The sequence below is a fragment of the Sinorhizobium arboris LMG 14919 genome, assembly GCF_000427465.1.
GTDB lineage: Bacteria > Pseudomonadota > Alphaproteobacteria > Rhizobiales > Rhizobiaceae > Sinorhizobium > Sinorhizobium arboris.
On record NZ_ATYB01000008.1, the window covers coordinates 287,810 to 300,869 of the forward strand.

Here is a 13,060-nt window from a genome sequence, read left to right on the forward strand (position 1 = left end):
CCGACAAGACATGAGCAGTTCCATGCCCCGCGTTGCTGCCGACGCGCCGGTCGACAGGCTGGCATCCTTTCTTTCAGCCCTTCGGTTCGAGGCGCTTCCCGCCGACGTCGTCGAAAAGACGAAGATCCACATCGCGGACACGATCGGCGCGGCCCTGGCGGGCGCGCGCTCGGCGGAAGCCCGCATCGCCCGCCAGGCCGCCGGCGCATCGGGCAGCGCGCCGATCTGGGGCACCGGCAATTGCGCCGCAGCGCGTGATGCCGCGTTCATAAACGGGGTTGCGGCCCATGCTCTCGAACTCGACGATTCCGGCGGCTGCGACCATTCGGGCGCCGTCGTCGTTCCCGCCGTTCTGGCTGCCATTGCCGAGGCGAATCAACCCGTGACGGGCAGGGAACTCATCGTCAGCGTGGTTGCGGGTTACGAGGCCGGCCGGCGCGTCCTCGAAGCGGCGGGCGGATACGACAGCCACAACGGCCTCGGCTGGCATTCCACCGGTACCTGCGGCACGCTTGCGGCAGCGGCGGCCGTTGCCAGGCTTCGCGGTTTCGACGATCTTGCCACGCGCGATGCGGTCACGCTCGCCACCAGCTTCTCCTCCGGTCTCTGGGCCTTCATCCACGACGGATCGCAGGCGAAGAAGATCCATGCGGGCCGCGCGGCCGAAGGCGGCCTGCTCGCGGCGCGGTTGGCAGGGGAGGGCCTTGCCGGCCCCTCCAAGGTCTTCGACGACGTCTGGGGCGGCTTTTTCCGGGCGTTCAACAGGGATGTCTGCGAGCCGCAGAAGCTATGCGACGGACTCGGAGAGGGCTGGAAGGTGATGCGTGCGGTCCTCAAGCCTTACGCCTCCTGCCGGGGCGCCCATTCGGCGATCGATGCGCTGGACGACCTGCTTTCGGAAACGGACCGCGATGCAGCCGAGATCGACAGGATCGAGGTGCGGCTGAGCGCCATGCTGATGGGCATGTGCGGCGCCCGGGAGAGCGGCGCCATGGCGCCGACGCAGATGAGCCTGCCCTACGCGCTTGCGGCACGCTGCGTGCTGCTGACGGCCGGGCTCCGGGCCTATGCGGCCGACCGGCGTGCCGATCCCCGCCTGCGCGCCGTCATGGACCGCATGCTGCTGACGGTAGACGAAGGGATGCAGCCGCTCGACGAGCCGGTCGTCACGCTTCTCTTCAAGGACGGCGCCCGCCTGTCACGAATGGTGCCCCGTGCGACCGGCTCCGCCGAAAGGCCGATGCGGCCCGCCGCCATCCGCGCCAAGTTCGGAGAGCTCACGGCGATGAGCATCGAAATGGAGCAGGCGGACCGGCTCTGGCGGATGCTCGCCGGGCTCGAACATCTCGAGGATTGCCGCGCTCTCGAGCCGCTGCTCGCCGGCAACGGCGACAAGCGCCCCGTCTTTTGCTGAGGATTTCGCCATGACCTACGACCTGACGCCGCGTCCGCTCAATCCGGCGCCGCAAACGCCGGCGATGACCTGGCCGAACGGCGCCAAGAGCGCCGTCTTCATCGGCTTCGACGTGGATGCCGAAACCGCATGGATCGGCAACAACCCTTCGAATGTCGACCGGATGGTGACCACCTCCCATGGCGGCTACGACGCGCGCGTCGGCATCGGCAGGATCGTCGACCTGATGGCGGAACTGGCGCTGAGGGCGACATTCTTCACGCCCGGGTGGACGGCGCTCGCCCATCCCGAGGCCTGCGAGAAGATTGTCGCGGCCGGACACGAGATCGGTCACCATGGGTATCTTCACAAGATGCCGGATCGCGACCGGCTGGAAGAGACATTCGAGGAGATCGACCGCGGCTTCGAGGCACTGCAGCGGGCATTCGGCATCCGTCCTGTCGGCTATCGCGCACCCTCGGGAGAAAACTTTCCCGAGCTTATCGCCTATCTTGCCAGATCGGGAATTCGCTATTCGAGTTCGTTCCGGGACGATATCCTGCCCTACCGGCACGCGTCGGCGGACGGTGTGCCGGGCCCGGTGGAGATCCCGGTCAATTTCGCATTCGACGACTGGAATTTCGGCATGTCCAGCCGCTCGAGCGCGCGGCCGCTCTTCGGCCGCGAAGCCGTCCTCGCACTCTGGATCGACGAATTCGAGGCCACCCATGCCTGGGGCGGCGTCACGACGCTCGTCCTGCACCCGCAGGTGTCCGGCCGTCCGATGCGCTGGCACCTCCTTCGCGACTTCCTCCGTCACGTCCAGGCAAAAGGCGACGTCTGGATCGCAACGGGCAAGGAGATCGCCGAACACTTCGAAACGCTGGAACGGCAACGCGACGCATCGTGACGGCGCATCCGGCACACCCTCGTTCCTGTGACGAGCGCAGGGACGAGGCTGGAAGCACTGTCAGACCAGATTCCAGATCCGCCGCGCATTGCCGGAGAGCAGCTTCCTCCGCTCCTCGGGACTGCAGCCTTCGATGAGGGCCTGGGTGGCCGCGACCCAGGTCGAGAGATTGCCGCCAAGCGTGCAGACCGGCCAGTCGCTGCCCCAGACCACGCGGTCCCATCCGAAAACAGAAATCGTGTGCTCGACATAGGGGCGGATGGAAGCGAGCGCCCAGTCTTCCTCCGCATAGGCGATCACTCCGGAGATCTTGGCGACGACGTTCGGGCGGCGGGCGATCTCGGTCATATGGTCGCGCCAGGGGTGCTCCGCGTGGCTCTTTATGTCCGGAACGCCGCAATGATCGAGAATGAACCGGACGTCGGGTGCGAGGTCGGCGAGCGCAATCGCTTTCGGAATCTGATGCGGCAGGACGCAAAGATCGAAGGTGAAGCGGGTGCCCGAGAGCCGCTTGACGTTTTCGCGGAAGCGGGGCTGCTCCGAGAGGTCGTCGGCAACGACGTGCAGCACCCGCCTGAAACCCTTGACGAAGGCGTTCTCTTCCTGCCGCTCGAGATAGGCGGCGAAGCCTTCCTCTTCCGGACGGCAAGCCGCGATCGCGCCCTTGAGGAGGCTTCCGGGCTCACCCGCAAGACGCGCGACCTCGCGCGTTTCGAGTTCGATCTCGGCGGGGTCGACGTCTACTTCCATATGCAGCGAGGCGGCGATGCCGACGCGTTTCGCCTCCGCCGCATAGGTGGAATAGAGAAAATCGCGATCGAGCGCGGGAACGCCGGCGAGCCACGGATAGCTGAGCGCGGATTTGTCGATCAGATGCAGATGCGTGTCGATGATCAAGGCTGCTCCTCCTCTTCGTTCAAACAAGAAGTCGGTCTTTCCGGCGCGGATCAACCCTGCGCGACATCGGCACCGGCGAGCGCCGAAAGCTGCGACGCGGTCTTGAGCAGGAGCGATATGGTCTCGGTGATATCAGGAGCCGAAGGATTGTTGACCAGGGAAATATAGGGGCAGGTGAGCGCTGCGATGCTGCGTCCGTCAGGCCCCAGGATCGGGGCGGAGAGGTTGTAGACACCGGCGGTCTGGGCACTTGCCATCATCTCGTAGCCGCGCTCGCGGATCTGGTCGAGACGGGCGTAGAATTCCGGAGTGAGATTGATCTCGTCCCTGCTGCGCACATGTTCGGAGATCATCATTTCCCGTTCCTCCGGCGAACGGAATGCAAGCAGCACGTGGCCCGATCCGGTGTCGAACAGGCTGATATGCGAGCCTACCCGGATCGAAATGCCCCAATAGTCCGGCGCCTCCTGCTGGGCGATCACGACCGCCGAGCCGCGGTCGAAGACGGCGAGCTGGTTGGCCTGCTTCGACCGCTGGGCGAGCTCACGCATCAGCGGCGTGGCGAAGGAAGCGAGCCGGCGCACGGGCGCATGCAACTGCGCCAGGCCGAAGAGCTTCAGGGTCAGCGAGTAGAGATCGCCGTCGATACGGGTTACGTAGCCGCGGCGCACGAGCCTGTCGAGCATGCGGTAGAACTCGTTCGGGCTGCGGTTCAGCCTCTTCGAAATCTCCGCCTGCGTAAGGCCGCCGTCGACGCTGGCAAGCAGCTCCAGTATGTCCAGGCCCTTGTCGAGTGCCGGCGCGCGATACTTGTCGGACTCTTCATTGTCCATCCGCGTTTCTCCCAGATGAATATTCCTCTCCATATACGCATGAAAAGCGGAATGCGGAAGGGAATGCCCCTTGACCATCCATAAATTTATCGTTTGTATATGAATTAGTTTCTCACGGATGAGGACTCATGCTCCTGGAGAAGGGCGTGTTCAGCGGAGGAGATACAATGAACAGGCTGCTTTCCGGCGTATCGGCCGGAGTGATCATGCTTGCTTGCGCAATGGGGGCGGCCAATGCCGCGGACCTGCCTGGCAAGTTCGAGGGCGTGACCATCGAGGCCAAGCTGATCGGTGGACAGCAATACGAAAAGCTTTACGAGCGCATCGGCGAATGGGAGAAGGCGACCGGCGCCAAGGTCAATATTCTGTCAAAGAAGAACCACTTCGAACTCGACAAGGAGATCAAGTCCGACATCGCCACCGGCGGACTCACCTGGTGCGTCGGCTCGAACCATTCCTCCTTCGCGCCGCAATATCCGGACATCTACGCCGATCTTTTCGGCCTCGTCCCTGCCGAGGAAGTGGCCAAGTTCGTGCCGGCCGTAATCGACGCCTCGACGCTCGACGGCAAGCTCGTCATGCTGCCGCGGGCGCAGTTCGACGTCTCCGCCCTCTACTTCCAGAAGAGCCTGTATCAGGACGAGGCGAAGAAGACCGAATTCAAGGCCAAATACGGCTATGATCTCGCGCCGCCGGACACCTGGGCTCAGGTGAGCGACCAGGCGGAATTCTTCGCCGCTCCACCGAATTTCTACGGCACCCAGTTCGCCGGCAAGGAGGAAGCGATCAACGGCCGCTTCTACGAAATGCTGGTCGCCGAGGGCGGGGAGTATCTCGACAAGGACGGCCGCCCGGCCTTCAATTCGGAAGCGGGCGTGCGCGCGCTGGAATGGTTCGTCAAGCTCTACAAGGACAAGGCGGTACCGCCGGGCACCACCAACTACCTCTGGGACGATCTCGGACAGGGCTTCGCCTCGGGCTCGATCGCGGTCAATCTAGACTGGCCTGGCTGGGCATCCTTCTTCAACGATCCGAAGTCGTCGAAAGTCGCCGGCAATGTCGGCGTCAAGGTTCAGCCGGCCGGCTCCTCCGGCAGGCGCACCGGCTGGTCCGGGCATCACGGCTTCTCGGTGACCGAGTCCTGCGCCGACAAGGAGGCGGCCGCCTCGCTCGTCTGGTGGCTGACCAACGAGGACAGCCAGAAGCTCGAATCCGCCGCCGGCCCGCTGCCGACGCGAAGCGCCGTCTGGGACTACAACATCAAGGCCGCTGAAGGCGACGCCTACAAGACCGAGGTCCTGCAGGCGTTCCAGGAAGCGGCAAAGCATGCTTTCCCGGTGCCCCAGACGGCTGAGTGGATCGAGATCTCCAACGCAGTCTATCCGGAGCTGCAGGCGGCGATCCTCGGCGACAAGACGTCCAGGGAAGCGCTCGACGCCGCCGCCGAAAAGGCGACCGGCATCCTGGAAGACGCCGGCAAGCTCTGATCCCGATCGAAAGGCGGCGCCGGACCGTTTCGGCGCCGCCACGCATGTGAACCCTTTCCAGGATCTCCGATGAAGCTCTCGAAACTGTCGGCACCCACGCTTCTGCTGCTTCCGGCCTTCATCGTCCTGGCAGTCTTCATCGTGCTGCCGCTCATCTTTTCGCTCTATTCGAGCTTCACGCCGTTCCGTCTGACGAAGCCGGACTCGCTTTGGGTCTTCATCGGTTTTCGGAATTATGTGAACGTGCTCACCAATGCCGAATTCTGGGTCGCGTTCGGCCGGACGGTGCTCCTGCTCACCGTCGCTCTCAACGCCGAGCTGTTGCTCGGTCTTGGTCTGGCGCTGCTCGTCAACAAGGCGACTTACGGCCAGCGGGCGCTGCGAACGGCGATGATGTTTCCGATGATGTTCTCGCCGGTGCTCGTGGGCTTCCAGTTCAAGTTCCTTTTCAACGACAATATAGGCTTCGTCAACAATGCGCTGCAGTCGCTGGGCCTCACCGACCGCGCCATCCCCTGGCTGATCGACGGCAATCTTGCGCTCTTTTCGATCATCGTGGCGGAGGTCTGGTCGTCGACTGCGGTCTTCGCGATCCTCATTCTGGCGGGGCTGCTTGCCATGCCCAAGGATCCGGTCGAAGCAGCCCATGTCGACGGCTGCACGCCCTGGCAGACCTTCCGCTACGTCACCTGGCCCTATCTGATGCCCTTCGCCTTCATCGCGATGACGATCCGTTCGCTCGATGTCGCGCGCGCCTACGACATCGTCAAGATCATGACGGATGGCGGCCCGGCCAAGCGCACCGAACTGCTCTGGACGCTTGTCGGACGCACCGCCTATGGCGACGCCCGCATGGGGATGGCCAACGCGATGGCCTATGTCGCCATCCTGCTGTCGATCGTCTTCACCGTCTATTTCTTCCGCAAGCTCGCCGCGGCGCGCCAGCAGATCGGAGCCGAGTGGTAATGGATACGAACGCGTCTCATCGCCTGCGGCGGCGGCTGCTGAAGGTCGCGCACCTGGTCGGGCTCTTTCTCGCCATGCTGGTCATCTGCCTGCCGGGCCTCTGGATCGTGCTTTCGTCGCTGCGACCCACGGTCGAGATCATGGCGAAGCCGCCGGTCTGGATTCCGGAGACGCTCTCGCTCGACGCCTACCGGGCGATGTTTTCGGGCGCCGGACAGGGGGGCGTTCCGGTCTGGGATTATTTCCGCAATTCGCTCATCGTATCGGTCACCTCCACCGTCGTCGCGCTGGCGATCGGTCTTTCCGGCGGCTATGCCTTCGCGCGCTACCGGTTCAAGGCGAAGTCGGCGATCTTCCTCGGCTTCATGCTGACGCGCGCAGTGCCGGGCATCGCGCTGTCGCTGCCGCTCTTCATGCTTTATGCGCGAACCGGCATCATCGATACGCATTTCTCGCTGATCCTCACCTATGTCGCGCTCAACGTTCCCTTCACGATCTGGTTGATCGACGGATTCTTCCGCCAGGTCCCGAAAGACCTCGCGGAAGCCGCGCAGATCGACGGCTGCACGCCTTGGCAGGCCTTCTGGCAGGTGGAGTTTCCGCTCGCCGGCCCGGGCATTGCATCGGCCGGTATCTTCGCTTTCCTGACGTCCTGGAACGAATATGCGCTCGCCTCGCAGATTACCCGCTCCGTCAATTCCAAGACCTTGCCCGTGGGTCTCCTCGACTATACCGCCGAATTCACCATCGACTGGCGCGGCATGTGCGCGCTTGCGGTCCTCATGATCGTTCCGGCGTTGACCCTCACCTTCATCATTCAGAAGCACCTCGTCTCGGGTCTGACCTTCGGCGCGGTGAAAGGATAATCGTTCATGGCGCCCGTTACGCTCAAAAAACTCGTCAAGCGCTACGGCGCTCTGGAGGTCGTGCACGGCATCGATCTCGAAGTGAAGGATCGCGAATTCATCGCGCTCGTCGGACCTTCTGGCTGCGGCAAGTCCACGACGCTGCGCATGATCGCAGGGCTCGAGGAGGTCAGCGGCGGCGCGATCGAGATCGGCGGGTGGAAGGTCAATGACCTGCCGCCGAGGGCGCGCAACATCTCGATGGTCTTTCAGTCCTATGCACTCTACCCGCATATGACGGTTGCCGAGAATATGGGCTTCTCGCTGAAGATCGCCGGCCGCCCCGCGGACGAAATCAAGAGCCGCGTTGCCGAGGCAGCGGCGATCCTCGATCTCGGCCATCTTCTCGAACGCCGTCCTTCGCAATTGTCGGGCGGCCAGCGCCAGCGCGTCGCCATGGGGCGCGCCATCGTGCGGCAGCCGGATGTCTTTCTCTTCGACGAGCCGCTTTCGAATCTCGACGCGAAGCTCAGGACCCAGGTGCGCACCGAGATCAAGAAGCTGCATGCCCGCATGCAGGCGACGATGATCTACGTCACGCACGATCAGGTGGAGGCGATGACGCTCTCCGACCGCATCGTCATCATGCGCGACGGGCATATCGAGCAGGTGGGCACGCCGGAGGATGTCTTCCGCCGCCCGGCGACCAAGTTCGTCGCGGGCTTCATCGGCTCGCCGCCGATGAACATGGAGGAGGCGGTCCTGACGGACGGAAAGCTCGCCTTTGCGAGCGGCGCGGCACTGCCGCTTCCGCCGCGCTTCCGTTCCTCGGTTCGGGAGGGCCAGAAGGTGACCTTCGGGCTGAGGCCGGACGATGTCTATCCTTCCGGCCACGGCCTTCATGCCGGCGATCCGGACGCCGTCCACGAGATCGAGCTTCCGGTCACGATCACCGAACCGCTCGGCAACGAAACCCTGGTCTTCACGCGGTTCAACGGTCGGGATTGGGTCTCGCGCATGCTCAACCCTCGGCCGCTGCGTCCGGGCGAGGCAGTGCCCATGAGCTTCGATCTGTCCCGGGCGCATCTCTTCGACGGCGAGACCGGAAAGGCTTTGGCAGGCTGACATGGCGAGGATCGAGAAAATAGAACTGCGGATGGTGGATCTTCCGCCGAAGGTCAAGCGGACCGACGCCATCCAGAGCTTCGTGAGCCAGGAAACGCCGATCGTCACGATCACGGATGCCGACGGGGCGACCGGCACCGGTTACAGCTACACGATCGGCACCGGCGGATCCTCCGTCATGCGGCTGCTCTCCGATCATCTGGTTCCGATCCTGCTCGGGGAAGATGCGGACTGCATAGAGGCGCTTTGGCACAGGATGGAGTTTGCGACGCATGCGACGACCATCGGCGCCATCACGGCCCTGGCGCTCGCCGCCGTCGACACGGCGCTATGGGACCTGCGGGCGAAAAAGCAGAAGCTGCCGCTCTGGAAACTGGCGGGCGGCGCGAAGGAAAGTTGCCCGCTTTACACCACCGAGGGCGGCTGGCTGCACATCGAAAAGCAGGCTCTCGTAGACGACGCATTGCAGGCGAAGGCCAAGGGCTTCTCCGGATCTAAGGTCAAGATCGGCAAGCCGAGCGGGGCGGAGGATTACGACAGGCTCTCAGCCATGCGCGCAGCCCTTGGCGACGGTTTCGAAATCATGACGGATTGCAACCAGGGTTTTACCGTCGACGAGGCGATCCGCCGGGCCGCCCGGCTCCGCGAACTCGATCTCGCCTGGATCGAGGAACCGCTGCCGGCCGACGATCTCGACGGCCACATCCGCCTGACGCGGTCGACGCCGACGCCGATCGCCGTCGGCGAATCCATCTATTCGATCCGCCACTTCCGCGAATATATGCAGAAGGGCGCCTGCTCGATCGTCCAGGTGGACGTGGCGCGGATCGGCGGCATCACTCCCTGGCTGAAAGTGGCCCATGCGGCGGAAGCTTTCGACATTCCCGTCTGCCCGCATTTCCTGATGGAACTGCATGTGAGCCTCGTTTGCGCGGTGCCCAACGGGAAATATGTCGAATACATTCCGCAGCTCGACGACCTGACGCAGAAGGGCATGGAGATCCGGGAAGGCAGGGCGGTCGCGCCTTCCGATCCGGGCATCGGTATCGCCTGGGACTGGGAAGCGGTCCGGGCGCGCTCGGTTGCCGAGTTCACCCGCGAGTTCCGCCGGTAGAAGGGAACGGTCATGCAGAGAATGGGAATGGTGATCGGGCTCGAACCGTCGAAAGTGGCGGAATACAAGCGGCTGCATGCGGCCGTCTGGCCGGAGATTCTCGCGCTGATCAGCGCGTGCAACATCACCAACTACTCGATCTTCCTGAAGGAGCCGGAAAATCTTCTCTTCGGCTACTGGGAATATGTCGGGGAGGATTTCGAAGCCGACATGGCGAAAATGGCGGCACATCCGAAGAACCAGGAATGGTGGTCGGTGTGCATGCCCTGCCAGAAGCCGCTCGAACGCCGCAGGCAAGGCGAGTGGTGGGCGATGATGGAGGAAGTCTTTCATCATGACTGAGACCTTCGATCCCTCGTCGCTGCGGCAATGGTGGCCGAAGCCGGTTACGCCACGGCCCATCGTCATCTTCGGTGCGGGCAGCATCGTCGGCGATGCCCATCTTCCGGCCTACAGGAACGCTGGCTTCCCGGTGGCCGGCATCTTCGATCCGGATTCGGAGAAGGCGGCGGCGCTCGCGCGGCATTGGGATGTCAGGGCGTTTACGAGCGAAGGCGAGGCCCTTTCCGCGGAGAACGCGATCTTCGATCTCGCGACGCCGCCGGCCGCGCACGCCTCGATCCTCTCGAAGCTGCCGAAGGGCTCCTTTGCGCTGATACAGAAGCCGATGGGCAGCGATCTTGCGGCGGCGACCGGGATTCTCGAAATCTGCCGTGAGCGGAACATCAGGGCGGCGGCGAACTTTCAGCTCCGCTTCGCGCCGATGATGCTGGCGCTCAAGGATGCCATCGCCAGGGGCCATCTCGGCGAGGTGGTCGATTTCGACGCCTGGCTGGCGCTTGCGACGCCCTGGGGGCTGTGGCCGTTCCTGAAGGGACTGCCGCGCATCGAGATCGCGATGCATTCGATCCACTATCTGGACCTCGTGCGCAGTCTCCTAGGCGACCCGCAGGGTGTTCACGCCAAGACGATCGGCCATCCGAACCACGATGTGGCGCAGACCCGCACCGCCGCGATCCTCGATTACGGCGGTGCCGTGCGCTGCGTGCTTTCCGTCAATCACGACCACGATTTCGGGCGGAAGTTCCAGGCCTGTGAATTCCGCATCTGCGGGACAAAGGGTGCCGCCTATGTCAAGCTCGGCGTCAATCTCGACTACCCGCGCGGCGAGCCGGACGAGCTGTGGATTCGCCCGGCCGGAGGTGCCGACTGGATTCAGGTGCCGCTCGAAGGTTCCTGGTTTCCCGATGCTTTCGCCAACCGGATGGCCAATCTGCAACGCCATGCCTGTGGCGAGAATGATGAACTCATAGGTTCGATCGAGGACGCATGGCGGACGATGGCACTGGTGGAGGCCGCCTATCAATCGAGCGCGCGGCCGGCAACGCCGATCGCAGCGCTTCCATTGGAAAAGTGAAATGAGCGAGCAGACGATCTATTACGAGGACTACGAACAGGGCCATGTGCGGCTGACGAGCGGGCGCACGATTACGGAAACGGACTTCGTCGTGCATGCCGGGCATACGGGTGATTTCTTCCCGCACCACATGGACGCGGAGTTTGCCAAAACGCTCCCCGGCGGTCAGCGCATTGCCCACGGCACGATGATCTTCTCGATCGGTGTCGGGCTCACCGCCTCCTTGATCAACCCCGTCGCCTTCTCTTACGGTTACGACCGTCTGCGATTCGTCCGCCCCGTCCATATCGGCGATACGATCCGCACCCGCGTCACCATCGCCGCCAAGGAAGACGATCCGAAGCGCCCGAGGGCCGGCCGGGTCATCGAGCGGTGCGAGGTCATCAACCAGCGCGGCGAGGTCGTTCTTGCCGCCGATCACATTCTAATCGTCGAACGCAAATTTGAGGGATCCATCCAATGACAGCGAAGCTTGCCGGAAAGGTCGTCCTCGTTACAGCCGCGGCGCAGGGGATCGGACGCGCAACCGCACTCGCCTTCGCAAGGGAAGGCGCTAAGGTCCACGCGACGGATATCAACACGGATGCTCTTGCCAGCCTTGATGGTGAGGCCGGCATCAGCACCCATCGGCTCGATGTCCTCGACACCACTGCGGTCGAGGCGCTGGTCGCAGAGATCGGCCCGGTGGACGTGCTCTTCAATTGTGCCGGCTTCGTGCATGCAGGCTCGGTGCTCGCGATGAAGGACGCGGACCTCGATTTCGCCTTCGACCTCAACGTCAAGTCGATGATCCGCACCATCCGCGCGGTGCTGCCCGGGATGATCGCACGCAAGGACGGATCGATCATCAATATGGCCTCGGTGGCCTCCAGCATCAAAGGCGTGCCGAACCGCTTCGCCTATGGGGTGACCAAGGCAGCCGTCATCGGGCTGACGAAAGCCGTTGCCGCGGATTATGTGGGCGACGGCATTCGCTGTAATGCGATCTGCCCGGGAACGGTCGAAAGTCCGTCACTCGAAAGCCGCATGCGGGCACAGGGAGACTACGAAACGGCGCGTGCGGCCTTCATCTCCCGCCAGCCGATGGGCCGTCTCGGCACGCCCGAAGAGATCGCCGACCTTGCCGTCTATCTCGCCGGCGCCACCTACACCTCCGGCCAAGCCTACGCCATTGACGGCGGCTGGACCATTTGAACGTTCAATCAGGGAAAAGCACATGAAATTTCTTCGTTACGGCGAACCGGGCCAGGAAAAGCCGGGTCTTCTCGGATCCGACGGCATCATCCGCGATCTTTCCGGCCACGTGCCCGATCTCTCCGCCGACGCGCTCGACCCCAGCAAGCTTGACGAACTCGCGAAGCTCGATGTCGGGGTGCTGCCTGCCGTGTCCGGTAATCCGAGGCTTGGGCCCTGCGTCGGCGGTACCGGCAAGTTCATCTGCATCGGCCTCAACTATTCCGATCACGCCGCCGAGACGGGCGCGACCGTGCCGCCGGAGCCGATCATCTTCATGAAGGCGACCTCCGCGATCGTCGGGCCGAACGACGATCTGGTCCTGCCGCGCGGTTCGGAAAAGACCGACTGGGAAGTGGAACTCGGCATCGTGATCGGAAAGACCGCCAAATATGTGAGCGACGCCGAGGCACTCGACTACGTCGCCGGCTATTGCACGGTCCACGATGTCTCCGAGCGCGCTTTCCAGACGGAGCGTCACGGTCAGTGGACGAAGGGCAAGTCCTGCGACACCTTCGGACCGACCGGACCGTGGCTCGTCACCAAGGACGAGGTGGCGGACCCGCAGAATCTCGCAATGTGGCTGAAGGTCAACGGCGAGACGATGCAGGACGGCTCGACCAAGACGATGGTCTACGGCGCCGCCTATCTCGTCTCTTATCTCTCGCAGTTCATGTCGCTGCGCCCCGGTGATATCATCTCGACCGGCACGCCGCCGGGCGTCGGCATGGGCATGAAGCCGCCGCGCTATCTGAAGGCCGGCGACGTCGTCGAACTTGGCATAGAGGGCCTCGGCAGCCAGAAGCAGCGCGTTCGCGCCGACGCCTGAGCTGATCGAAC

General features: G+C 63.6%; 14 protein-coding genes. 12 read left to right on the forward strand and 2 right to left on the reverse strand.

All coding sequences use genetic code 11. From position 1 onward, the window contains the following. The first annotated feature begins 22 nt into the window (after window positions 1-22). Both SINAR_RS0102045 and SINAR_RS0102050 read left to right on the forward strand, forming a co-directional pair. Window positions 23-1,414 carry an MmgE/PrpD family protein gene (locus SINAR_RS0102045; RefSeq protein ID WP_027997492.1) on the forward strand — a complete coding sequence of 464 codons (1,392 nt, stop codon included), beginning with the start codon at window positions 23-25 and terminating at the stop codon, window positions 1,412-1,414. Between the two features lie 10 nt (window positions 1,415-1,424). After that, window positions 1,425-2,303 carry a polysaccharide deacetylase family protein gene (locus SINAR_RS0102050; protein WP_027997493.1) on the forward strand — a complete coding sequence of 293 codons (879 nt, stop codon included), beginning with the start codon at window positions 1,425-1,427 and terminating at the stop codon, window positions 2,301-2,303. Window positions 2,304-2,363: 60 nt separating this feature from the next. Here the strand turns inward: SINAR_RS0102050 and SINAR_RS0102055 are convergent, their stop codons facing one another. Together SINAR_RS0102055 and SINAR_RS0102060 are read right to left on the reverse strand one after the other, a co-directional pair. Next, window positions 2,364-3,200 (reverse strand): amidohydrolase family protein, encoded by an 837-nt coding sequence (locus SINAR_RS0102055; RefSeq protein WP_027997494.1) that lies wholly within the window; start codon window positions 3,198-3,200, stop codon window positions 2,364-2,366. Window positions 3,201-3,250: 50 nt separating this feature from the next. Further along, window positions 3,251-4,033, reverse strand: a complete 783-nt coding sequence (locus tag SINAR_RS0102060; protein ID WP_010975556.1) for an IclR family transcriptional regulator — start codon at window positions 4,031-4,033, stop codon at window positions 3,251-3,253. A 167-nt stretch (window positions 4,034-4,200) separates the two neighbouring features. Between SINAR_RS0102060 and SINAR_RS0102065 the strand changes: the two genes are divergently transcribed. The 10 genes from SINAR_RS0102065 to SINAR_RS0102110 all read left to right on the forward strand — a co-directional run bounded on the left by SINAR_RS0102065 (window position 4,201) and on the right by SINAR_RS0102110 (window position 13,049). Then, the gene (locus SINAR_RS0102065; protein ID WP_027997495.1) at window positions 4,201-5,520 is read left to right on the forward strand and encodes a type 2 periplasmic-binding domain-containing protein; all 1,320 of its coding nucleotides are present in this window, start codon (window positions 4,201-4,203) and stop codon (window positions 5,518-5,520) included. A gap of 69 nt (window positions 5,521-5,589) precedes the next feature. Then, the gene (locus SINAR_RS0102070) at window positions 5,590-6,486 is read left to right on the forward strand and encodes a carbohydrate ABC transporter permease (RefSeq protein ID WP_027997496.1); all 897 of its coding nucleotides are present in this window, start codon (window positions 5,590-5,592) and stop codon (window positions 6,484-6,486) included. Beyond that, complete coding sequence (locus tag SINAR_RS0102075; protein WP_027997497.1) at window positions 6,486-7,352, forward strand: carbohydrate ABC transporter permease; 867 nt, start codon at window positions 6,486-6,488, stop codon at window positions 7,350-7,352. The genes SINAR_RS0102070 and SINAR_RS0102075 overlap by 1 nt, the downstream gene beginning before the upstream one ends. 6 nt (window positions 7,353-7,358) lie before the next feature. Next, complete coding sequence (locus SINAR_RS0102080) at window positions 7,359-8,456, forward strand: ABC transporter ATP-binding protein (protein ID WP_027997498.1); 1,098 nt, start codon at window positions 7,359-7,361, stop codon at window positions 8,454-8,456. Between the two features lies 1 nt (window position 8,457). Then, window positions 8,458-9,570 carry a mandelate racemase/muconate lactonizing enzyme family protein gene (locus SINAR_RS0102085; RefSeq protein WP_027997499.1) on the forward strand — a complete coding sequence of 371 codons (1,113 nt, stop codon included), beginning with the start codon at window positions 8,458-8,460 and terminating at the stop codon, window positions 9,568-9,570. 12 nt (window positions 9,571-9,582) lie between these two features. Further along, on the forward strand, window positions 9,583-9,912 hold the full coding sequence (locus tag SINAR_RS0102090; RefSeq protein ID WP_027997500.1) for an L-rhamnose mutarotase: 330 nt from the start codon (window positions 9,583-9,585) through the stop codon (window positions 9,910-9,912). Continuing rightward, entirely contained in the window at window positions 9,905-10,987 is a 1,083-nt protein-coding gene (locus tag SINAR_RS0102095) for a Gfo/Idh/MocA family protein (RefSeq protein ID WP_027997501.1), read from the forward strand. Before SINAR_RS0102090 ends, SINAR_RS0102095 begins: the two co-directional genes overlap by 8 nt. A gap of 1 nt (window position 10,988) precedes the next feature. Continuing rightward, window positions 10,989-11,450: a MaoC/PaaZ C-terminal domain-containing protein gene (locus tag SINAR_RS0102100; protein WP_027997502.1), complete on the forward strand. Its 462-nt coding sequence runs from the start codon at window positions 10,989-10,991 to the stop codon at window positions 11,448-11,450. After that, window positions 11,447-12,181, forward strand: a complete 735-nt coding sequence (locus SINAR_RS0102105; RefSeq protein WP_027997503.1) for an SDR family oxidoreductase — start codon at window positions 11,447-11,449, stop codon at window positions 12,179-12,181. The genes SINAR_RS0102100 and SINAR_RS0102105 overlap by 4 nt, the downstream gene beginning before the upstream one ends. Window positions 12,182-12,203: 22 nt before the next feature. Next, entirely contained in the window at window positions 12,204-13,049 is an 846-nt protein-coding gene (locus SINAR_RS0102110; protein ID WP_027997504.1) for a fumarylacetoacetate hydrolase family protein, read from the forward strand. Window positions 13,050-13,060: the final 11 nt, after the last annotated feature.

Excerpts from the sequence above, each read along its gene's own strand:
- SINAR_RS0102100 (WP_027997502.1), top strand. The coding sequence starts at position 10,989 with ATGAGCGAGCAGACGATCTATTACGAGGACTACGAACAGGGCCATGTG.
- SINAR_RS0102105 (WP_027997503.1), top strand. The coding sequence starts at position 11,447 with ATGACAGCGAAGCTTGCCGGAAAGGTCGTCCTCGTTACAGCCGCGGCG.
- SINAR_RS0102075 (WP_027997497.1), top strand. The coding sequence starts at position 6,486 with ATGGATACGAACGCGTCTCATCGCCTGCGGCGGCGGCTGCTGAAGGTC.
- SINAR_RS0102090 (WP_027997500.1), top strand. The coding sequence starts at position 9,583 with ATGCAGAGAATGGGAATGGTGATCGGGCTCGAACCGTCGAAAGTGGCG.
- SINAR_RS0102050 (WP_027997493.1), top strand. The coding sequence starts at position 1,425 with ATGACCTACGACCTGACGCCGCGTCCGCTCAATCCGGCGCCGCAAACG.
- SINAR_RS0102080 (WP_027997498.1), top strand. The coding sequence starts at position 7,359 with ATGGCGCCCGTTACGCTCAAAAAACTCGTCAAGCGCTACGGCGCTCTG.
- SINAR_RS0102095 (WP_027997501.1), top strand. The coding sequence starts at position 9,905 with ATGACTGAGACCTTCGATCCCTCGTCGCTGCGGCAATGGTGGCCGAAG.
- SINAR_RS0102060 (WP_010975556.1), bottom strand. The coding sequence starts at position 4,033 with ATGGACAATGAAGAGTCCGACAAGTATCGCGCGCCGGCACTCGACAAG.
- SINAR_RS0102045 (WP_027997492.1), top strand. The coding sequence starts at position 23 with ATGCCCCGCGTTGCTGCCGACGCGCCGGTCGACAGGCTGGCATCCTTT.
- SINAR_RS0102070 (WP_027997496.1), top strand. The coding sequence starts at position 5,590 with ATGAAGCTCTCGAAACTGTCGGCACCCACGCTTCTGCTGCTTCCGGCC.
- SINAR_RS0102085 (WP_027997499.1), top strand. The coding sequence starts at position 8,458 with ATGGCGAGGATCGAGAAAATAGAACTGCGGATGGTGGATCTTCCGCCG.
- SINAR_RS0102110 (WP_027997504.1), top strand. The coding sequence starts at position 12,204 with ATGAAATTTCTTCGTTACGGCGAACCGGGCCAGGAAAAGCCGGGTCTT.
- SINAR_RS0102065 (WP_027997495.1), top strand. The coding sequence starts at position 4,201 with ATGAACAGGCTGCTTTCCGGCGTATCGGCCGGAGTGATCATGCTTGCT.